The organism is Amycolatopsis sp. NPDC114505, assembly GCF_055633615.1.
Map to the genome: position 1 here is coordinate 551,833 of NZ_JBVKDV010000003.1, position 18,414 is coordinate 570,246.

An 18,414-nucleotide genomic window follows, 5' to 3' on the forward strand; every position below is an offset into this window, starting at 1 on the left:
ATGAGCGACACGATGCGAGCGGCGGTCTGCGTCCGGGCCGGCGGCCCCGAAGTGCTGGAGGTCCGCGCACTGCCGGTGCCGGCGGTCCGCGACGGCTGGAGCCTGGTCCGGGTGCGCGGTGCGGGCCTGAACCGGTCGGAACTGCGGACCCGGCAAGGACATTCCCCCGGCGTGACGTTCCCGCGCGTGCTCGGGATCGAGTGCGTCGGCACCGTCGAGACCTCGACCGACGAGCGACTTCCGGAAGGCACCACCGTCGCGGCGGTGATGGGGGAGATGGGCCGCGCCTTCGACGGCGGGTACGCCGAGTACGCGCTGCTGCCCAACCCGCTGCTGATGCCGATCACCACGACCCTGCCCTGGGACACCGTGGCGGCGCTGCCCGAGACCTACCTGACCGCGCAAGGCGCCCTCGACACCCTCGGCATCACGCCGGGCGGGCACCTGCTGATCCGCGGCGGGACGTCGTCGGTCGGCCTGGCCGCGGCCTCGATCGCCGCCGGCCACGGTCTCGAGATCACCGCCACCACCCGCGACCCGGCCAAACGCGACGCCCTCACCGCCGCCGGCGTGCACCACGTCGTCCTCGACGACGTGCCCGGCCGGCCCGACTACGTGCTGGACCTGGTCGGCGCCGACACCGTCGTCGACTCGCTGCACCGGGTCCGCCGCGGCGGCACGGTGTGCGTGGCGGGCTCCCTCAGCGGCTGGCTCGTCCCCGGCTTCGAGCCGATCGCGAACATCCCGTCCGGCACCAAGCTGACGGCGTTCCACAGCGACAACCTCAAAGGCAGCGCGGGAAACGCCGTGCTGCAGCGGGTCGTCCGCGAAGTCGAGGCCGGCATCTACCGGCCCCACCTCGACCGCGTCGTCGGCCTCGACGACATCGCCGAGGCCCACCGGTACATGGAGGACGACAAGGCGGCCGGGAAGCTGGTCGTGCTCTTCGACTAACGGTTGGTCCAGTAGACGACGTCGGGAACCACGACCAGCAGGGCCACCACGAGCCAGTAGCGGCCCGCCTTGAACCGCGGCGCCCGAAAGGCGAACAGCGCGTTCAGGCCGAACACGACCAGTCCGGCGAGCACCAGCGCGACCAGGCCGAGACCGATCACGAGACCGACGCCGTCGTCGACCACCGTGGGATCGACCGTGCCCCACCCCAGCTCACCCGCGAGGACCTGCGCCCCCAGCATCACGAACGCGACCGGGTAGGCGCACGGGATGGCCAGCAGCAGGTTGAGTGGAACGCCGATCAGCCACACCTGGTACGGGCGGAGCTGACGACGGGGCACCGGCTCGACGTTCGTGGACACCGCGCTAACACTCCGCCAGGAAGCGGGCCAGGACGCGGGTCCCGAAGTGCAGGCCCTCCACCGGGACCCGCTCGTCCACCCCGTGCGCCATCGCGCGGTACGGGAAACCCTTCGGCAGCCACAGCGGCGCGAACCCGTAGTTGGCGATGCCCAGCTGCGCGAACGCCTTCGCGTCCGTCCCGCCGCCCAGGCAGTACGGCACCACCACGGCCTCCGGGTCCTCCGCCCGCAACGCCGCCGCCATCGCGGCGAACCACGGCGAGTCGACCGGGGCCTGCACCGGCGGCTGGTGCGCCACGAACTCCCGCGTCACGCCCTCGCCGAGCAGCTCGTCCAAGGCCGCGAACAACGACTCCTCGGTGCCCGGCAGCACCCGCACGTCGACCTGCGCGGTCGCCGTCGACGGGATCACGTTCACCTTGTAGCCCGCGTCCAGCATCGTCGGGGTCGTGCTGTTGCGGACCGTCGGCACCACCAGCGAACCCGCCGGGCCCAGCGCCGCCACCGTCGCGTCCACATCGGAAAAGTCCGCCGGAACGCCCAGCGCCTCGCCGGTCCGTTCCAGGAACGCCCGCACCGCGGGGGTCAGCGTCACCGGCCAGCGGTGCGCGGCGATCCGGTGCAGCGCGCCCACCAACCGGGTGACGGCGTTCTCGTCGTTGGGCCGGGACCCGTGCCCGGCCCGGCCGCGCGCCGTCAGCCGAAGGTGCGCCGTCCCGCGCTCGGCCGTCCCGACCGGGTACAGGTGCACGTCACGGCCGTCGGCCGCGGGCACGTGGTAGGTGTAGCCGCCGGACTCGCTGATGGCGGCTTCGCAGCCTTCGAATAGCTCGGGGTGCTTCGCGACCAGCCAATGCGCGCCCCACTCGCCGCGGTCCTCCTCGTCGGCGACGAACGCCAGCACCAGCTCACGCCGCGGGCGCACGCCGCCGGCCAGCGCGGCGAGCACCATCGCCACGAAGTCCTTCATGTCGGTCGCGCCGCGGCCCCACAGGCAGCCGTCGCGGACCTCGCCGGAGAACGGGTCCACCGACCAGTCGGCGGCGTCCGCCGGCACGACGTCGAGGTGGCCCTGCACCAGTAGCGCGGGCAAGGACGGATCGGTACCGGGCACGCGGGCGACGACGCTGGCCCGCCCGGGCGCGGCCTCGAGGATCTTCGACGGGATGCCGAGCCCGTCGAGGAACGCCGCCGCGTACTCGGCGGCCGGGCGCTCGGGCTCGGCGTCGTTGTTCCCGCGGTTGGTCGTGTCGAACCGGATCAGGTCGGCGCACAGCCCGACGACGTCGACCTCAGCCATAGATGCCCTGCACCGCCCCGGCCGCGATCGCCGTGACGACCTTGAACGCCTTCATCGCCTCGGTCATGGTCACCGCGTCGAAGCCGACGCGGCGCGTGCCGATCTGCTCCACCGTCGGGATCACCGCCGTCGCCTGCGCGAGGTGGCTCGCGTCGAACTCCACCTCGATCCGGTGCGCCCGGACCTGCCGCTCCTCGCGCCCGGCCCGCGCCATCGCGTCGGCCGCCGCGCCGGTCAGCAGGTCCGCCGTGCGCGCCGGCGGCAGGCAGATCGCCGCGTACCGGCTCACGCACTCCTTCACCTGGACCAGCTCCGCCTCCGGAGCGTAGTCACGGGCGTCGTCACACGTTTTGTCGTCACCCGAAACGAGCAGGACGGGGACGCCGTACTCCGCGGCCATCGCCGCGTTCAGCCGCCCCTCGCTCGCCGGGACGTCGTCCAGCCACACCCCGGTGATCTGGTTCTCCAGGTAGGTGTGGGAAAGGACCCCGTCGAACCCGGCGCCGGCGTGGTAGCCCAGGAACACCACACCGTCCACACCGGAGTCGACGCCCTGCATCATCGACAGCGGCTTGTGCCGCCCGGTCAGCATCCGCGCCCGCGGGTCGAGGTCCTCCAGCAGCAGGTTCCGCTGCGACGAATGCGCCTCGTTGACCAGCACATCCCCGGCGCCGGCCTCGAACAGCCCGGCCAGCACCGCGTTGACGTCACCGGTGAACAGCCGCCGGAAGCGGTCCCACTGCGGCGAACCGGGCACGACGTCGTCGGTCCAGGTGACGCCGGTGGCGCCCTCCATGTCCGCCGAGATCATGATGCGCATGACCGGCACTCTAACCAGGCCGCCGGCGCCCTGGGCACCGATCCCCGATCACGGTGCGTAGTCGAACGCGATCGATAACGATCGGACACCTGCCGAGGCGGCAACATATTGCGCGGTTGTCCGGGTATGTGGTTACTTCTCGTCCTTGGGGAGGCTTCACAGCGAGAACGATGGGGTGGTTTTTGGTGCATTTCCCACGCAGGATCGGCCGGTTGGGCCGCGTCGGCGCGGTCGTCGCGGCCGCGACGATGGCGGCGATCCCGCTCGCCGCCCCGGCCCAGGCCCAGCAGGGCAAGGTGCTGCGGGTCGCGCTGACCACCGGCATCGACCACCTGAACCCGTTCACCGCCGTGCTCGCCGCGTCCACGCAGATCGGCCGGTTCACCTACGAGTTCCTCACGGTCCCGAACGCCGAGAAGGCCGAGGCCTCGCCGGCGCTGGCCGAGTCCTGGACGCCGTCAGCCGACAAGCTGACCTGGACGTTCAAGATCCGCGGCGGCGTCAAGTGGAGTGACGGGCAGCCGGTGACCGCCAAGGACGCGGCGTTCACCTTCAACCGCATGCTCACCGACGAGAACGCCCGCACCGCCAACGGCAACTACGTGGCCAACTTCGAGACGGTCACCGCGCCCGACGACACCACCCTCGTCATCAAGACGAAGACCGTGCAGGTCAACATGAACCTGCTCGACGTGCCGATCGTGCCCCAGCACATCTGGGACGGCGTCAAGGACCTCAAGGACCCCTCGACCGACGAGCTGAAGATCGCCGGCGTCTCCGACGGGCCGTTCCAGGTCACCGAGTACAAGCCGAACGAGTACGTCAAGCTCAAGGCCAACAAGGACTACTGGCGCGGCGCCCCGAAGGTCGACGAACTGCAGCTGCTGCAGTTCAAGGACACCGAAGCCGCGGTCAACGCGCTCAAGCAGGGCGAAGTCGACGTCATCAACCGGCTCAACCCCAACCAGTTCGCCGCGCTGCAGGGCCAGGACGGCATCACCACCAACGCCGCCCCCGGCCGCCGCTACGACGAGCTCGCGTTCAACTTCGGCGTCACCGACAGCTCGAACAACCCCATCGGTGACGGCAACCCGGTGCTCAAGGACATCAACGTCCGCAAGGCGATCACCCAGGCCGTCGACACCCAGTCGCTGGTGGACAAGGTGCTCAAGGGCCTCGGCCAGGTCGGCGGCGGCGTCGTACCCCCGGTCTACAGCGCCTACCACTGGGACCCCAGCGCCACCGAGAAGGTCAAGTTCGACCTCGCCGCCGCCAACGCGACCCTCGAGCAGGCCGGCTACAAGAAGGGCGCCGACGGCGTCCGCGCCGCCCCCGACGGCGCCAAGCTCGAACTGCGCCTGACCGGGCACGCCAACCGCAGCTACGACCAGGGCGTCGCCCAGTACGTCAGCGGCTGGCTCAAGGACATCGGCATCACCGTCAAGCAGGACCTGGTCTCCGACGACGAGCTGTCCGACCGCACCCAGACCGGCAAGTACGACCTCGCCATCGGCGGCTACGGCACCAACCCCGACCCGGACTACGTGCTCTCGCTGCACACCTGCGCCGCGCGCCCCAGCGCCGACGGCAAGGGCGGCAGCACCGACACGTTCTTCTGCGACGCCCCCTACGACGACCTCTACAAGAAGCAGCTCACCGAGACCGACGACGCGAAGCGCGCCGACTACGTCAAGCAGGCCCAGGCCCGGCTCTACAGCCAGTTCCCGACGATCGTGCTCGACTACCAGAACGCGCTCGAGGCCTACCGCTCCGACAAGTTCGCCGCCTTCACCACCCAGCCGCAGCCCAAGGGCGCGATCCTCGAGCAGACCGGCTACTGGGGCGTCTACGGCGCCACCCCGGCCGGCGCGGAAGCGACCGCCGACTCCGGCAGCGGCGGCACCGTCGTGTGGATCGTCGTCGGCGCCATCGTCGTGGTGATCATCGTCGCCGGCGTCGTCATCATCAGCCGCCGGAACAAGACCTCGGAAGACCGCGAGTAAGGATGACCGCCCCCGAACAAGCCGCGGTGCTCGTCGACCCCGACGAGCACCGCGGCGGGACCGGCACCGCCCGGTTCGTGCTCCAGAAGGTCCTCGAAGCGGTCATCAGCATCGTGCTGGTGGTCGTGCTGTTCTTCTTCCTCTTCCGCATGCTGCCCGGCGACCCGGTCGCCGCCATGACCCGCGACCGCGCCACCAGCCCCCAGCAGATCGCCGAGCTGCGCGCGCAGATGGGCGTCGACAAGCCCGTCTTCGTCCAGTTCGGCCAGTACTTCTGGGACCTGCTGCACGGCGACCTCGGCGAGTCCCGGCTGCTCAACAACGGCCGCCCGGTCGCCGACATGATCGGCGAACGGCTCTGGCCGACCATCCTGCTCGTCGGCAGCGCCACCACCCTGGCCGTCATCATCGGCCTGTGGCTGGGCATCCGCGCCGCCTGGCGCCGCGACAGCCTCTTCGACCGCGCCCAGACCGGGATCGCGCTGACCCTCTGGTCGGTCCCGCAGTTCTGGCTCGGCCTGATGCTGCTCGTGGTGAGCAACGGCCTGTTCCCCAGCCGCGGCATGCACTCCCCGGACGCCGCGCCCGACGTGTTCTCCCAGACCGTCGACGTCCTGCACCACCTGGTGCTGCCGTGCGTGACGCTGCTGGCGGTGTTCTACGCCCAGTACATGCTCATCATGCGGTCGTCGCTGCTGGGGGAGATGAACGCCGACTACCTCACCACCGCCCGCGCCAAGGGCCTGCGCGACGACCTCGTCCGCAGGCGCCACGCCGTCCCCAACGCCCTGCTGCCGACCACCACGCTGGTGTTCATGCAGTTCGGCCAGGTCGTCGCCGGCGCGGTCACCGTCGAGGCCGTGTTCAGCTGGCCCGGCCTGGGGCAGCTGACCTACGACGCGCTGCACGGGCCCGACCTGCCGGTGCTGCAGGGCGTGTTCACCGTCCTGGCCAGCGCGGTCGTGCTGATGAACCTGCTCGCGGAGCTGCTCTACCGCGTGCTCGACCCGAGGGTGCGTACCTCATGACCACCGCCGAGACACCGCGGCAGATCGCGTGGAGCCGACGGCGCGCCTCGATCGCCCGCACCTGGCGGGAGTTCGCCGGGCAGCGCGCCGCGCTCGTCGGGCTGATCCTGCTCGGCGCCACCGTCGTCGTCGCGCTGCTGCTGCCGCTGATCAGCGACGAAAGCGGCCTCGACGTCACCAAGGCCACCGGGCAGCCGCTGTCCCCACCCACCGCCGACTTCTGGCTCGGCACCGACAACTTCGGCCGGTCGGTGCTGCTGATGACCGTCTGGGGCAGCCGGATCTCCCTGCTCGTCGGGTTCTCCGCGGCCCTGCTGTCGGTCATCATCGGCACGCTCATCGGGATCACCGCCGCGCACTTCGGCGGCTGGGTGTCGGCCACGCTGCTGCGGTTCACCGACTTCTTCCTGGTCCTGCCGTCGCTGATCCTCGCGATCGCACTGTCGGCCGTGCTGCCCAAGGGCGTCGGCACGATCATCGTCGCCATCGGCCTCACCGCCTGGCCCAGCACCGCCCGGCTGGTCCGGGCGCAGACGCTGACCATCGAGAGCCGGCCGTACATCGAGCGGTCCCACGCCCTCGGCGGCGGCCACCTGCACGTCATCGGCAAGCACGTCCTGCCCGGTGTCATGCCGCTCGTGCTGGCCAACACCACGCTCGTGGTCGGCAACTCCGTCATCGCCGACGCGACCCTGTCGTTCCTCGGCGTCGGTGACGCCAACGCCGTCAGCTGGGGCAAGGTGCTGGAAGACGCACTCAACAACGGCGCCATCAGCCGCGGCGCCTGGTGGAACGTGCTCCCGCCGGGCATCGCGATCGTGCTCGTCGTCCTCTTCTTCACCCTGGTCGGCCGGGGACTGGAGACCGTGCTCAACCCGAGGTTGAAGAAGTGACCACCCCGCTGCTGCAGCTCAAGGACCTCACCGTCACCTACGCGGTCGGCGAGCAGGACGTGCCCGCCGTGCGCGGGGTCGGCCTCACCCTCGACCCCGGCGGCACCCTCGGCGTCGCGGGGGAGTCGGGGTCGGGCAAGTCCACCGTCGCGATGAGCGTCCTGCGCCTGCTGCCGCACACGGCGAAGATCACCGGCGAGATCTTCCTCGACGGCGAAGACGTCACGGCCATGAAGTGGGGCCGCCTGCGGGCGGTCCGCTGGGCCGAGGCGTCCGTGGTGTTCCAGGGCGCCATGCACGCCCTCAACCCGGTCCGCAAGATCGGCGACCAGATCGCCGAGCCCCTGCGGCTGCACCCACCCTCCGGGAAGGCGCTCACCGACGCCGAAGTCGACGCGCGGGTCGCCGAGCTGCTCACTCAGGTCGACCTGCCCCCGGGCCGCGCCGGCGCCTACCCCCACGAACTGTCCGGCGGGCAGAAACAGCGCGTCATGATCGCGATGGCACTGGCCTGCTCGCCCCGGCTGATCATCGCCGACGAGCCCACCACCGCCCTCGACGTCATCGTCCAGGCCCAGGTCCTCGACCTGCTCTCCCGGCTGGTCGCCGAGCAGGACATCGGCCTGATCATGATCAGCCACGACCTGTCCGTGCTCGCCGCCACCTGCCAGCGCATCGCCGTCATGTACGACGGGCAGATCGTCGAAGAAGGCCCCAGTGCCGAGGTGATGGGCTCGCCGAAGCACGAGCACACCCGGGCGCTCGCCGCGGCGTTCCCGACGGTCGGCGACCCGGTGTCGCGCTTCGCCCCGGCCACCAGCAACCCCCTCCCGCCCGAGCCCGCGGACCGCGCCCCGGCCGGCGAACCGCTGCTGGCCGCGGAGAACCTGCGAGTGTCCTTCCGCGACCGCACGGGTAAGCGGATCGACGCCGTCGCCGGCGTCGACCTGGCCATCGCGCGCGACGAGATCGTCGCGCTGGTCGGGCAGTCCGGCTCCGGCAAGACGACCCTGGCCCGCACCCTGCTCGGCCTGCAGAAACCCGACTCCGGCGTGGTCCGCTACGCCGGGAACCCGGTCCCGTCCGGCGGCGCGGGCCTCAAGGCCTACCGCCGGCAGGTCCAGCTGGTGCTGCAGGACCCGACCAGTGCGCTGAACCCGGCCCACACGGTCTACGAGGCCGTCGCCGAGGGCCCCCGCATCCACAAGCTCGCCGACGAGCGCGCCGTCGTCCACCGGGCACTGGAGGCCGCCGAGCTGCGGCCCGCCGGGAAGTACGCCGACCGGCTCCCGCACCAGCTCTCCGGCGGCCAGCGGCAGCGCGTCGTCATCGCCGGGGCACTGGCGCTGGAACCGTCGGTGGTGGTGGCCGACGAACCGGTCGCGTCCCTCGACGCGTCCGTCCGCGGCGAGATCCTCGGACTGCTGCTGAGGCTGCGCCGCGAGCTCGGCCTCGCCGCATTGGTGATCACCCACGACCTGGGTCTCGCCTGGAACATCGCCGACCGCGTCGCCGTGATGTACCGCGGCGAGCTCGTCGAAACCGGGACGGTGGAACAGGTCCTGCTCGACCCGCGGCACGACTACACGAAGTCCCTGCTGGCCGCCCTGCCCGGCGGCACCGCCCAGCGCCGCACCGTCGCGAACTGACCGCGACGTGACGTCGAAAAACTGATACTGCGGGAAGCCCGCTTCAGCGCAGTGTGTAACCTCCGAACGGAAATGGCGACCACCACCGACCCCGCGCAGACGCCCTCGACCACGCTGGCCGAGCGGCTTCTCACGCCCTCGCGATTCCCCTACCGCACGATCGCGATGGGCACGGTCGGGAGCACCCTGCTCATGATCGCGGCCTTCGGCGCCGGCGGCATCCTGATCAAGGACCCCGTGCTCGGCCACGGCCCGCTCTCGTGGATCCGCTACGGCCACGGTCGCATGCTCGCCAACGCCGTCCTCTACACCGGCTTCGGCCTCGTCGTGTGGGCCTGGGTCCGGCTCGGCCGCTACGTGCTGCAGGGCCGCGTCGGCAGCCGCCCGATCCTGGTCGCCGCCGGCTGCTGGATGGCGCCGCTGCTCATCTCACCGCCGCTGTTCACCCGCGACGTCTTCTCCTACCTCGGCCAGGGCGCCCAGCTGCTCTACGGGCTCGACCCGTACGCCAACGGCCCCGCCGAGCTCGACGTGCTGCCGAACGTCGTGCAGAACGTCCACCCGCTCTGGCAGACCACGCCCGCCCCGTACGGACCGCTGTTCCTGCTGATCTCCAAGGCCGTCGTCTCGGTCAGCGGCGACAACATGATCCTCGGCGTCATCCTCATGCGCCTGGTCCTGCTCGTCGGCCTGGTCGGCACGCTGTGGGCGCTCCCGCGCCTGGTCAAGCACCTCGGCGGCAAGCTCCCGGTGGCGCTGTGGCTCGCGGTGGCCAGCCCGATGATGGTGATCCACCTCTTCGGCGGCCCGCACAACGACCTGATGATGCTCGCGTTCCTCACCATCGGCGTCCTGGCCGCGCTGGAGAAGAAGCACGTCGTCGCGGTCGTCCTGGTGACGATCGGCATGCTGATCAAGCCGACGGCCGCGATCGCGCTGCCGTTCATCGTCTGGATGTGGGCCAACCACCTGCCCGGCGAGTCCAAGGTCCGCAACTTCCTGCGCGCCGGAGCGGCGTCGGTGGGCCTGTTCCTCCCGGTGTTCGTCGCGGGCACGTGGATCTCGCTGGGGTCGTTGAACCTCGGCTGGTGGTCCGGGCTCAAGGCCCCGCAGCTCATCGCGAACTGGCTGAACATCCCGACGGGTATCGGCGAGGTGTTCTACAACCTGGTCCACATCGTCGTGGACGTCCAGGTGTCGCCGTTCGTCACGGTCGCCCGCGCGGCGGGCATGCTCCTGCTGATCGGCTTCGGCGCCCGCCAGTGGTGGCTCGGCCGCGGCGGCGGCACGGAGGCGGTCTACCGGGCCGGCATCTCGCTGCTCGCGGTGGCGATCCTCATGCCGCCGACCCTTCCGTGGTACCTGACCTGGGGTTTCGTGCTGCTGTCGGCGTTCAAGTGGCAGCCCCGCCACCTCGCGCTGGTGGTGGCGGTGTCGGTGTTCGTGACGCTGGTTTACTACCCGACGGGCGAGCAGGCTCTGTACGACTGGTGGTTCATCGCGCTGGTGGTGGTGGCGAGCCTGTACTCGGCGGCTTCGCTGCTGCGCCCCGACCCGCTGGGCATCATCGACGCGTGGCGCCGCCCAGAGAAGTTCCTCCGCGACTAGGACCCGGCCTGCCTACGCAGTTCCTCCTAGGCGGGGCGGCTGCGCGCGATCTCCTCGGCGACCTTCGCCATGAACCACACCATGATCTCGTGCGGGATGCGGTACTCCTCCGGTGCGTGCACGCGCACGGTCGGCTCCACTGACGGATCCTCGTCGGGCACGACTCCCGTCATGATCATGCAACCGGATGTGACGTCGGTCAGCTCGATGAACCAGGCGTCTTCCGGCACGGCGTACATGAACTGCACCCCGTAGAAGCGCCCGGCGTGCTCCCGCTCCTCGTAAGCCATGGCCGGACGATGCCACGCCGGCCCACTGTCGGGTAGCGAATTCAGGCCGAGCCCGACCAACCACCCCACTTGTGGATCTCCGTCACCACCACCGCGTGTTCCGGCGGCCGCTCCGCGTACTGCTCGTACTTCGCCACCAGCCACGAAACCGGCTCGGAACCTGGGGGCAGCACCCGCGCGATGCCGTCCGCCCGGGCCCACCACAGCCGCGACCAGTCCTCGTCGTAGCCGTCGGCCAGGAAGCACACCGCCGGGTTCTCCGCGATGTTGCGGAGCCGCCGCAAGGCCAGGGAAGACTTCGGTTTGTGGTCCACCGCGAACACCACCTCGTCGCCGTGCACCGCGAACGTCACCGGCACCAGGTGCGGGACGCCGGCCGCGGACGCCGTCGCCAGCCGCGCGACCCTCGCCGAAGCGAAGCGCGCGCGGGCCTCCGCCGGGGAAAGCTTCATGTCAGCGCCGGAGCGTCGAACGTCAACGTCGCCAGGTCCGCGTCCAGGGTCACCGGGACCTCCAGCGGCAACGTCGGCGACGACGCCACGTGCCCGAACCCGAACTCCTCCACCATCGGCACCCCCAACGGCCCCAGCCGTTCCAGCAGCAGCGCGCGGACCTCGGCGGGATCGCCGCACGCCGCCCACGAACCCAGCACGATCCCGCGGACCCCGGCGAACCAGCCGCCGCGCAGCAGCTGCGTCAGCATCCGGTCCAGCCGGTAGACGCTCTCGGTGACGTCCTCCAGCAGCACCACCGCGTCCCGCGCCGAACCCTGCTCCGGCGTGCCCAGCCCGGCCGCCAGCAGCGACAGGTTCCCGCCGGTCAGCCTCCCCGACGCCCGGCCCGGCACCAGCGTCGAACCGCCGCGCACCACCAGGTTCCGCTCGGGGTCGAACAGGGACCGCCGCAGGTGCTCCACCGCGAAGTCGTCGAACAGCACGCTCGCCGGCATCGGGGAGAACAAACTGGACAGTCCCAAGTGGACGTCCACCGCCCGGTGCAACGCGGTGATGTCCGACGACCCGGCCAAAACCTTCGGGCCCGCCTCCTTCAGCGCGGCCCAGTCCACCAGGTCCAGCATCCGCTGCACGCCGTAGCCGCCCCGCGCCGCCAGCACGCACCGCACGCCCGGGTCCAGCCACGCCTCGGTGAACTCCGCCGCTCGCGCGGCGTCCGAACCGGACAGATAGGGCGGCGACCCCGGCTCGGCCCGCACGCACGGCCCGATCCGCAGCTCGACACCCCAGCCGCGCAGCACCGGGATCGCCTTCTCCAGCAGGTCCGCCGGCACCGGCCCGGCCGGCGCCACCAGCGCGACCGTGTCACCCGCCCGCAGGCGCGGCGGCCTCATCGCGACAGCTCCAGCCGCGTCACGCCCGGCGTCTCGAACCCGAGCACCTGGCCGTAGAACGACAGCTCGGCCTCCAGCGCCGCCACGATCGTCGCGGCCTGCCGGAACCCGTGCTGCTCCCCGGGGAACCGCTGGTAGGCGTAGGGAATCCCGCGCCCTTCCAGCCCGGCCACGAACCGGTCCGCCTGCTCCGGCGGGCAGATCCGGTCGTCCAGCCCCTGCTGGAACAGCACCGGCCCGGCCAGCGACGCCGAGTTCGCCAGCGGCGACCGCTCGACGTACCGCTGTCTCGCCGCGGGCAGCGGCCCGACCAGCCCGTCGAGGTAGCGCGACTCGAAGTCGTGCGTGTCGCCCTCGGTGCCGGTCCACCCGGCCAGGTCCAGCACCGGGTACATCACCGTGCCCGCCCGGTAGGTCTTCGTCGTGGTCAGCGACGCGGCCGCGGTGAACCCACCCGCGCTGCCGCCCCGGATCGCCAGCCGGCCGCCGTCGGCCAGCCCGGCCGCCACCAGCGCCTCGGCCACCGCGACGCAGTCGGCGACGTCGACCACGCCCCACTGCTCCCGCAGCCGCTCCCGGTAGGCCCGCCCGAACCCGGTCGACCCGCCGTAGTTCACCGCCGCCACCGCGATGCCCCGGCTGCTGAAGTACGCCAGCTCCAGATCCAGCATCGGCAGGTACTGCCCGGTCGGCCCGCCGTGGACGTGCACCACCAGCGGCGGCAGCTCACCCTCGGGCGCCTCGAAGTCCGGGTTCGCCGGCCGGTACAGCACCACCGGCACGGTCTCGCCGTCCGCCGTCGTGAACACCCGCTCCTCCGGCACCGGCAGGAACGCCGACGGCAGCTCCGGCTGCGGCGTCAGGTCCGTCACCGCGCCGCCGGGGGTCACCCGCACCACGGCCGCCTCGCGGACCGGGCCGCCGGCGATCCCGACGACGTCGTCGCCGGACACCGCGAGCCCCGTCGACGACCACGCCGTCAGCTCCTCGGCCAGGGGCGTCACCGAGCCGTCCGCCTCGTCGAGCACGGCCAGCCGCCCCGACGCCAGCACCGCGTGCCGGCCACCGCCGAGCGGGGCGAACCAGCGCGCGCCCACCTTCCACAGCGGCCCGCCCAGCTCCCGCTCGACCGGCGCGAGGTTCGCCGACGTCCCGTCGAGCCCGATCCGGTGCAGGTTCCACCAGCCGTCCGGGTCGAGCAGTGCCAGCAGCGTCTCCGGCGTCTCCCACTCGACCTGGCACACCGAGACGTCCGCGCCGCCGGCCAGCACCCGGTGCGGCCCGAACGACCCGTCCTCGGCCACCGGCGCCACGCACAGCTCGGTCCCGTCCCACGGCATCGCCGGGTGGTCCCAGCCGAACCACGCCGCGTGCCGCCCGTCCGGCGACAGCTTCGGCACGGTCAGGAAGCGGTGACTCGCGGCGAGCACCCGCTCCGCGCCGCCGTCGAGGGCGATCGCCACCAGCTCCCGCTCGACGTCGGTGGGCCGCGGTCCGACACTGCGTTCGCGGACCGCGAACACCTCACCGGGCCGCCCGGCCCGCAGGTCGCCGTACCGGACGCTCTGGGGCTCCGGGGGAGCGGGTGTCAGCGGCACCACACCGGTTTCGCTCACCGCGTAAACGCGCTGATCCGCCCAGTGCGTGAACACCACCACACCGGCCACGACCGCCCACGGCCGGCCGCCGTACTCGTGCAGCCGGTTGCGGACGTTCCACGGTGCCGGCAGCACGTCTTCGGTACCCCCCGGCACCGCCCGGACCAGCGCGACCCGGCCCTGCTCACCCGGCCGCGCCTCGGCCCACCACACCTCGTCCCCGACGACGTCGAGCCACTGCGGGCCGCCACCGGCGGCGGCCACCTCGGCGGCGGTGATGGGCGAGGACCAGGTTCCGTACGGGGAGATCCGAGACACCCCCAGAGGCTAGCGGCCCGCGAAGGTGGGGCGGCGGATGCCGATCATGCGCCCGTGGCCTAGGGTCGACACTGCTATGTCTCGCGTAATCCACGTCTTCCGCCAGCCGGATCGGTTCGTCACCGGCACCGTCGGCGAGCCCGGCGATCGCACGTTCTACCTCCAGGCCTCCGAGGACGTGCGCACCATCAGCGTCGCCATCGAGAAGCAGCAGGTCGTCGTCCTCGCGGAGCGGCTCAGCTCGCTGCTCGAGGAGGTCGCCAGCCGCTTCGGTGCCGACGTGCCCGACGACGTCCCCGACGACCAGCTCGACGTCGACCCGCTCACCGTCCCGGTCGAGGAGGAGTTCCGCGTCGGCACCATGGGTCTCGGCTGGGACGCCGACAGCAGCGCCGTCGTCATCGAGCTGCTCGCCATCACCGAGGGCGAGGTCGACGAGACGGTCGTGCTCGACGACACCGAGGAGGGCCCGGACGCGGTCCGCGTCTTCCTTACCCCGGCGGCCGCCCGCGCCTTCGCCGAGCGAGCCGACCGCGTCGTCAACGCCGGCCGCAAGCCTTGCCCCCTGTGCGGGGAGCCGCTCGACCCGAACGGGCACATCTGCCCGCGGCAGAACGGCTACCGGCGCGAGACCGACGCGGACGAAGACTGACCATGGCCGACACGCCGGCGGGACAGCCGGATCCGTCGGACCCGGCGTCCCGCGAGCTGGTCACCCACGGCCGCATCGACGTCGAAGGCCGCTTGGTCGACGCCTCCAACGTGACGTTGTTCTGCGCCATCGAGCTCGACGGCGTCACCGGGCGCGTCGTGTACAAGCCGGTGTCGGGGGAGCGGCCGCTGTGGGACTTCCCCGACGGCACCCTCGCCGGCCGCGAAGTCGCCACCGCCATCATCAGCGAAGCCGCCGGCATCGGCGCGATCCCGCCGACCGTGCTGCGCGACGGGCCGTTCGGCCCCGGCATGGTCCAGCTGTGGATCGAGACCACCGAAGACGACCTCGTCGAGGTCCGCGCCCCCGAAGACCTCCCCGAAGACTGGCGCGTCGTGCTGCACGCCCACGACCGGCTCGGCGAGCCCGCGGTGCTGGCCCACGCCGACCACCCGGGGCTGCGCGACCTCGCCGTGCTCGACATCGTCGTCAACAACACCGACCGCAAGGGAGGGCACCTGCTGCCCGGCTTCGACGGCCGCGTCTACGGCGTCGACCACGGCATCTGCCTGCACACCGACCCCAAGCTGCGGACCGTGCTCTGGGGCTGGATCGGCGAGCCGGTGCCGCCGGACACCGTCGAAAAGCTGCGCAAGCTGCGGTCGGAGATCGACGGCGGCCTCGGCAAGACGCTGGCCGAGCACATCACCAAGTTCGAGATCCGGGCCCTGGCCGAACGCACCGACCTGCTGCTGGCCGAAGGCATCTTCCCCGAACCGGGCGACGACTGGCGCGCCATCCCGTGGCCGTTGTTCTGATCGACGACGCGGCCCGCGCCCGGCTCGTCGACCGCTTCGGAGCGGAACTGGCCGAGCCGTGGTGTGACGCGCTCCCAGACTTGGTCGCCCGGCTCACCGCGAAGTGGCACCTCGAAGTCCGTGAGGCCCGGCCCGGCAACACCGGCCGCACCCTGCTGTGCACCGGTCCCCGCGGTGACCTGCGCGTACTCAAGCTCACCCCCGACGCCGCCGTCGCCGAGTCCGAAGCCGCAGCCCTCGACGCGTGGGCGGATCGTCCCCGCGTGGTGAACGTGCTCGACACCGACCTCGGCGCGAACGCGATCCTGCTGGAGGGCCTGGTCCCGGGCACCCAGCTGGACGGTGACGTCCCGTGGGCGGAGGTCGGCGACCTGCTCGACCAGCTGCACTCCGTCGAGCCGGTCGGACAGTTCGGACGGCTGGCCGACGGCATCGAATTCATCTTCACGCTCTCGGAGCGCCGTCGCCGCGAGTCCCCGGCCGCCGAGCACATGAGCGCCGAAGTGCTGGCGAAGGGCCGCGAGCGCGCGATGGAGCTGGCCACCAGCGGGCCGGTCACGCTTATCCACGGCGACCTCCACCCGGCGAACGTCCTCGACGCCGGACCCGGCCGCGGCATCGTCGCCATCGACCCGCGCGCGGGGTTCGGCGACCCGTCGCTCGACGCCGTCGACTGGATGTTCGTCTCCATGGCGCGCGGCGGCACCATCGACGACGGCCTCGCCGCCCTCGCCCCGCACGTGGCGGACTTCGACGCCGAGCGTGTCCGGGCCTGGTGCGTCGCGATGGCCCCGCTGGTCGCGCTGTCGCCGTTGCGCCGCGGCGAGCGGACGCCGTTCACCGACGCCGTCCTGGAGTTGGCGCGCTGACCGGCGTGGCATGACCCGTCCGGGTACCGGGGACCACTAGCGTGCCGGGTCGTGCGCTCCCATTCCTATGACGACGTGCTCGCCGGCCCGCGCCGCAAGAAGGTGCCGGAGGTCCCCGCCGAGCCCGGTCTCGTGGTCGAGGACCCGGCCAGCGGCTACTGCGGCGCGGTGGTGAAGATCGAGTACGGCAACGTCGTGCTCGAAGACGCCAAGGGCCGCCACCGCGTGTTCCCGCTCGAACCCGCCGGCTTCCTGCTCGAAGGCAAACCGGTCACGCTGGTTCCGGTCAAGACGGTGAAGGCGCCGGTCAAGCAGGTGTCGGCGTCCGGGTCCGTGCGCGTCCAGGGCCTGCAGGCGCGGGTGGCCCGCGACTCGCGCATCTGGGTCGAGGGCAAGCACGACGCCGAGCTCGTCGAACGCGTCTGGGGTCACGACCTGCGCGTCGAAGGCGTCGTCGTGGAGCCCCTCGACGGCGTCGACGTGCTCTCCGACCGCGTCGCCGAGTTCGGCACCGGCCCCGGCCGGCGCCTCGGCGTACTCGTCGACCACCTCGTGCCCGGCAGCAAGGAGTCCCGGCTCGTGGAGGCCGTCCACGACGAGAACGTGCTGGTCACCGGGCACCCCTACATCGACGTCTGGGAGGCCGTGCGGCCCGCCGCGGTCGGGATCAGGGCGTGGCCGAAGATCCCGCGCGGCACCGAGTGGAAGCAGGGGATCTGCGACGCGCTCGGCTGGGGGCAACCTTACGAAGGCTGGCAACGTGTCCTGAGCGGGGTGAGCAGTTTCTGCGACCTCGAGACCCCGCTCATCGGGGCCGTGGAACGGCTCATCGACTTCGTCACCGAGCCGGCGGAAGAGGGCTGAATGTCTGATTTGTCCAAGGTCACGCGTAGGTCACGTCCCGTTACTACGCCGGTGCGAACCGGCGCGATCTGAGAGCATGAAGCCATGGCATGGGCAGTGGTCTGGTTGATCGTCGGCATCGCCCTGATGATCGCGGAAGTCCTCTCCGGCGACTTCGTGCTGATCATGCTGGGCGTCGGCGCACTGTTCGGCGCCGGAGCCGACGTGCTCACCGGGAACATCTTCATCGACGTCGCCGTGTTCGCCGTCGCCTCGGTCGGGATGCTCGTGCTGGTCCGGCCCGCGCTGAAGCGGCGATTCCTCGCCGGCACCGGCCACCGAACCGGCATCGAGGCCCTCATCGGCGCCCGCGCCGTCGTCCTGTCCACAGTGGACTACGAGGCGGGGCAGGTGAAACTGGCCGGCGACGTCTGGTCCGCCCGCAGCCTCTCGGAGCACCACGAGCCGATCCAGCCCGGCACGTCCGTCACGGTCGTCGAGATCTCGGGCGCCACCGCCGTAGTGTCGGCCGAGCCGTGAGCCTGGGGCTCGTCATCGTTCCCGAGGGCCGGGCCGCGGTGATCGAACGCGGCGGTCGCTTCCGCGCCGTCCTCGGCCCCGGCCGGCACTTCGTGGTGCCGTTCGCCGACACCGTCCGGGCGCGCGTCGACCTCGGCGAGCAGATCCTGTCCGCGCCGCCCCGGGCGATCGAAGCCGGCGACGGCCGGGAAGTCCACATCGGATTCGAGGTCATTTTTGCCGTCACCGACCCGAAGCTGGCGACGTACGAAATCATGAACCCGGCGATCGCGATCGAACAGCTGACCACCACGGCGTTGCGGCAGGAAGCGAGCCTGACCACGGCCGAGCGCGCCGTCACCGCACCGGAGGACCTGCGCCGTACAGTGTGGACGGTCCTGCACGACACCACAGGACGCTGGGGAATCGCCACTCGCGAGCTGAAGCTCGAGGTGCGCCCGCCCGCGGCGCCCGGAACACCGTCAACCGCGCAAGAATGGTACTAGGTAAGGGGAAGATCTCTTGACCACCACAGTAGCGAT

General features: G+C 71.5%; 19 protein-coding genes. 12 read left to right on the forward strand and 7 right to left on the reverse strand.

Annotated elements, in window-relative coordinates:
- A complete protein-coding gene (locus ACZ7OU_RS31745; protein ID WP_470258029.1) occupies positions 1-954 on the forward strand; it encodes a zinc-binding dehydrogenase in 954 nt (317 codons plus the stop codon).
- Here ACZ7OU_RS31745 and ACZ7OU_RS31750 read toward each other — a convergent pair.
- Genes ACZ7OU_RS31750 through ACZ7OU_RS31760 form a run of 3 tightly spaced genes read right to left on the reverse strand, consistent with a single transcriptional unit; the run spans position 951 to position 3,436 of the window.
- On the reverse strand, positions 951-1,316 hold the full coding sequence (locus ACZ7OU_RS31750) for a hypothetical protein (protein WP_470258030.1): 366 nt from the start codon (positions 1,314-1,316) through the stop codon (positions 951-953). The genes ACZ7OU_RS31745 and ACZ7OU_RS31750 overlap by 4 nt on opposite strands.
- A 4-nt stretch (positions 1,317-1,320) precedes the next feature.
- Complete coding sequence (locus ACZ7OU_RS31755) at positions 1,321-2,616, reverse strand: M20/M25/M40 family metallo-hydrolase (protein WP_470258031.1); 1,296 nt, start codon at positions 2,614-2,616, stop codon at positions 1,321-1,323.
- The gene (locus tag ACZ7OU_RS31760) at positions 2,609-3,436 is read right to left on the reverse strand and encodes a M55 family metallopeptidase (protein ID WP_470244118.1); all 828 of its coding nucleotides are present in this window, start codon (positions 3,434-3,436) and stop codon (positions 2,609-2,611) included. Before ACZ7OU_RS31760 ends, ACZ7OU_RS31755 begins: the two co-directional genes overlap by 8 nt.
- A 170-nt stretch (positions 3,437-3,606) precedes the next feature.
- Between ACZ7OU_RS31760 and ACZ7OU_RS31765 the strand changes: the two genes are divergently transcribed.
- The 5 genes from ACZ7OU_RS31765 (at position 3,607) to mptB (ending at position 10,617) form a co-directional block, all read left to right on the forward strand.
- Positions 3,607-5,439: an ABC transporter substrate-binding protein gene (locus ACZ7OU_RS31765; protein ID WP_470258032.1), complete on the forward strand. Its 1,833-nt coding sequence runs from the start codon at positions 3,607-3,609 to the stop codon at positions 5,437-5,439.
- A 2-nt stretch (positions 5,440-5,441) separates the two neighbouring features.
- Positions 5,442-6,467: an ABC transporter permease gene (locus tag ACZ7OU_RS31770; RefSeq protein WP_470258033.1), complete on the forward strand. Its 1,026-nt coding sequence runs from the start codon at positions 5,442-5,444 to the stop codon at positions 6,465-6,467.
- Complete coding sequence (locus ACZ7OU_RS31775) at positions 6,464-7,360, forward strand: ABC transporter permease (protein WP_470258034.1); 897 nt, start codon at positions 6,464-6,466, stop codon at positions 7,358-7,360. Before ACZ7OU_RS31770 ends, ACZ7OU_RS31775 begins: the two co-directional genes overlap by 4 nt.
- Entirely contained in the window at positions 7,357-9,009 is a 1,653-nt protein-coding gene (gene nikE / locus ACZ7OU_RS31780) for a nickel ABC transporter ATP-binding protein NikE (RefSeq protein WP_470258035.1), read from the forward strand. The genes ACZ7OU_RS31775 and nikE overlap by 4 nt, the downstream gene beginning before the upstream one ends.
- A gap of 72 nt (positions 9,010-9,081) precedes the next feature.
- Positions 9,082-10,617, forward strand: coding sequence for a polyprenol phosphomannose-dependent alpha 1,6 mannosyltransferase MptB (gene mptB, locus ACZ7OU_RS31785; RefSeq protein ID WP_470244123.1), 1,536 nt, complete (start codon positions 9,082-9,084; stop codon positions 10,615-10,617).
- Positions 10,618-10,643: 26 nt separating this feature from the next.
- Here mptB and ACZ7OU_RS31790 read toward each other — a convergent pair whose 3' ends face one another.
- The 4 genes from ACZ7OU_RS31790 to ACZ7OU_RS31805 are packed head-to-tail and all read right to left on the reverse strand — an operon-like array spanning position 10,644 to position 14,171.
- Positions 10,644-10,907 carry a hypothetical protein gene (locus ACZ7OU_RS31790; protein ID WP_470258036.1) on the reverse strand — a complete coding sequence of 88 codons (264 nt, stop codon included), beginning with the start codon at positions 10,905-10,907 and terminating at the stop codon, positions 10,644-10,646.
- A 41-nt stretch (positions 10,908-10,948) separates the two neighbouring features.
- Positions 10,949-11,359, reverse strand: coding sequence for a TIGR03668 family PPOX class F420-dependent oxidoreductase (locus ACZ7OU_RS31795; RefSeq protein WP_470258037.1), 411 nt, complete (start codon positions 11,357-11,359; stop codon positions 10,949-10,951).
- The gene (locus ACZ7OU_RS31800; RefSeq protein ID WP_470258038.1) at positions 11,356-12,255 is read right to left on the reverse strand and encodes a S66 peptidase family protein; all 900 of its coding nucleotides are present in this window, start codon (positions 12,253-12,255) and stop codon (positions 11,356-11,358) included. The genes ACZ7OU_RS31795 and ACZ7OU_RS31800 overlap by 4 nt, the downstream gene beginning before the upstream one ends.
- On the reverse strand, positions 12,252-14,171 hold the full coding sequence (locus ACZ7OU_RS31805) for a prolyl oligopeptidase family serine peptidase (protein WP_470258039.1): 1,920 nt from the start codon (positions 14,169-14,171) through the stop codon (positions 12,252-12,254). Before ACZ7OU_RS31805 ends, ACZ7OU_RS31800 begins: the two co-directional genes overlap by 4 nt.
- A gap of 76 nt (positions 14,172-14,247) precedes the next feature.
- Between ACZ7OU_RS31805 and ACZ7OU_RS31810 the strand changes: the two genes are divergently transcribed.
- The 6 genes from ACZ7OU_RS31810 to ACZ7OU_RS31835 all read left to right on the forward strand — a co-directional run bounded on the left by ACZ7OU_RS31810 (position 14,248) and on the right by ACZ7OU_RS31835 (position 18,378).
- Complete coding sequence (locus ACZ7OU_RS31810) at positions 14,248-14,823, forward strand: DUF3090 domain-containing protein (RefSeq protein WP_470244128.1); 576 nt, start codon at positions 14,248-14,250, stop codon at positions 14,821-14,823.
- Between the two features lie 2 nt (positions 14,824-14,825).
- The gene (locus ACZ7OU_RS31815; RefSeq protein WP_470258040.1) at positions 14,826-15,641 is read left to right on the forward strand and encodes an SCO1664 family protein; all 816 of its coding nucleotides are present in this window, start codon (positions 14,826-14,828) and stop codon (positions 15,639-15,641) included.
- The gene (locus ACZ7OU_RS31820) at positions 15,626-16,510 is read left to right on the forward strand and encodes a phosphotransferase (RefSeq protein ID WP_470258041.1); all 885 of its coding nucleotides are present in this window, start codon (positions 15,626-15,628) and stop codon (positions 16,508-16,510) included. Before ACZ7OU_RS31815 ends, ACZ7OU_RS31820 begins: the two co-directional genes overlap by 16 nt.
- 51 nt (positions 16,511-16,561) lie before the next feature.
- Positions 16,562-17,374 (forward strand): DUF3097 domain-containing protein, encoded by an 813-nt coding sequence (locus ACZ7OU_RS31825; protein ID WP_470258042.1) that lies wholly within the window; start codon positions 16,562-16,564, stop codon positions 17,372-17,374.
- A gap of 84 nt (positions 17,375-17,458) precedes the next feature.
- Positions 17,459-17,893, forward strand: coding sequence for an NfeD family protein (locus tag ACZ7OU_RS31830; RefSeq protein ID WP_470244132.1), 435 nt, complete (start codon positions 17,459-17,461; stop codon positions 17,891-17,893).
- A complete protein-coding gene (locus tag ACZ7OU_RS31835) occupies positions 17,890-18,378 on the forward strand; it encodes an SPFH domain-containing protein (RefSeq protein WP_470258043.1) in 489 nt (162 codons plus the stop codon). The genes ACZ7OU_RS31830 and ACZ7OU_RS31835 overlap by 4 nt, the downstream gene beginning before the upstream one ends.
- The last annotated feature ends 36 nt before the right edge of the window (positions 18,379-18,414 follow it).

What these genes read in the sequence shown, in the direction of transcription:
- ACZ7OU_RS31830 (WP_470244132.1), top strand. Translation starts at nt 17,459, where the DNA reads ATGGCATGGGCAGTGGTCTGGTTGATCGTCGGCATCGCCCTGATGATC.
- ACZ7OU_RS31760 (WP_470244118.1), bottom strand. Translation starts at nt 3,436, where the DNA reads ATGCGCATCATGATCTCGGCGGACATGGAGGGCGCCACCGGCGTCACC.
- ACZ7OU_RS31775 (WP_470258034.1), top strand. Translation starts at nt 6,464, where the DNA reads ATGACCACCGCCGAGACACCGCGGCAGATCGCGTGGAGCCGACGGCGC.
- ACZ7OU_RS31770 (WP_470258033.1), top strand. Translation starts at nt 5,442, where the DNA reads ATGACCGCCCCCGAACAAGCCGCGGTGCTCGTCGACCCCGACGAGCAC.
- ACZ7OU_RS31815 (WP_470258040.1), top strand. Translation starts at nt 14,826, where the DNA reads ATGGCCGACACGCCGGCGGGACAGCCGGATCCGTCGGACCCGGCGTCC.
- ACZ7OU_RS31745 (WP_470258029.1), top strand. Translation starts at nt 1, where the DNA reads ATGAGCGACACGATGCGAGCGGCGGTCTGCGTCCGGGCCGGCGGCCCC.
- mptB (WP_470244123.1), top strand. Translation starts at nt 9,082, where the DNA reads ATGGCGACCACCACCGACCCCGCGCAGACGCCCTCGACCACGCTGGCC.
- ACZ7OU_RS31755 (WP_470258031.1), bottom strand. Translation starts at nt 2,616, where the DNA reads ATGGCTGAGGTCGACGTCGTCGGGCTGTGCGCCGACCTGATCCGGTTC.
- ACZ7OU_RS31800 (WP_470258038.1), bottom strand. Translation starts at nt 12,255, where the DNA reads ATGAGGCCGCCGCGCCTGCGGGCGGGTGACACGGTCGCGCTGGTGGCG.
- ACZ7OU_RS31795 (WP_470258037.1), bottom strand. Translation starts at nt 11,359, where the DNA reads ATGAAGCTTTCCCCGGCGGAGGCCCGCGCGCGCTTCGCTTCGGCGAGG.
- ACZ7OU_RS31765 (WP_470258032.1), top strand. Translation starts at nt 3,607, where the DNA reads ATGGGGTGGTTTTTGGTGCATTTCCCACGCAGGATCGGCCGGTTGGGC.
- ACZ7OU_RS31790 (WP_470258036.1), bottom strand. Translation starts at nt 10,907, where the DNA reads ATGGCTTACGAGGAGCGGGAGCACGCCGGGCGCTTCTACGGGGTGCAG.
- ACZ7OU_RS31810 (WP_470244128.1), top strand. Translation starts at nt 14,248, where the DNA reads ATGTCTCGCGTAATCCACGTCTTCCGCCAGCCGGATCGGTTCGTCACC.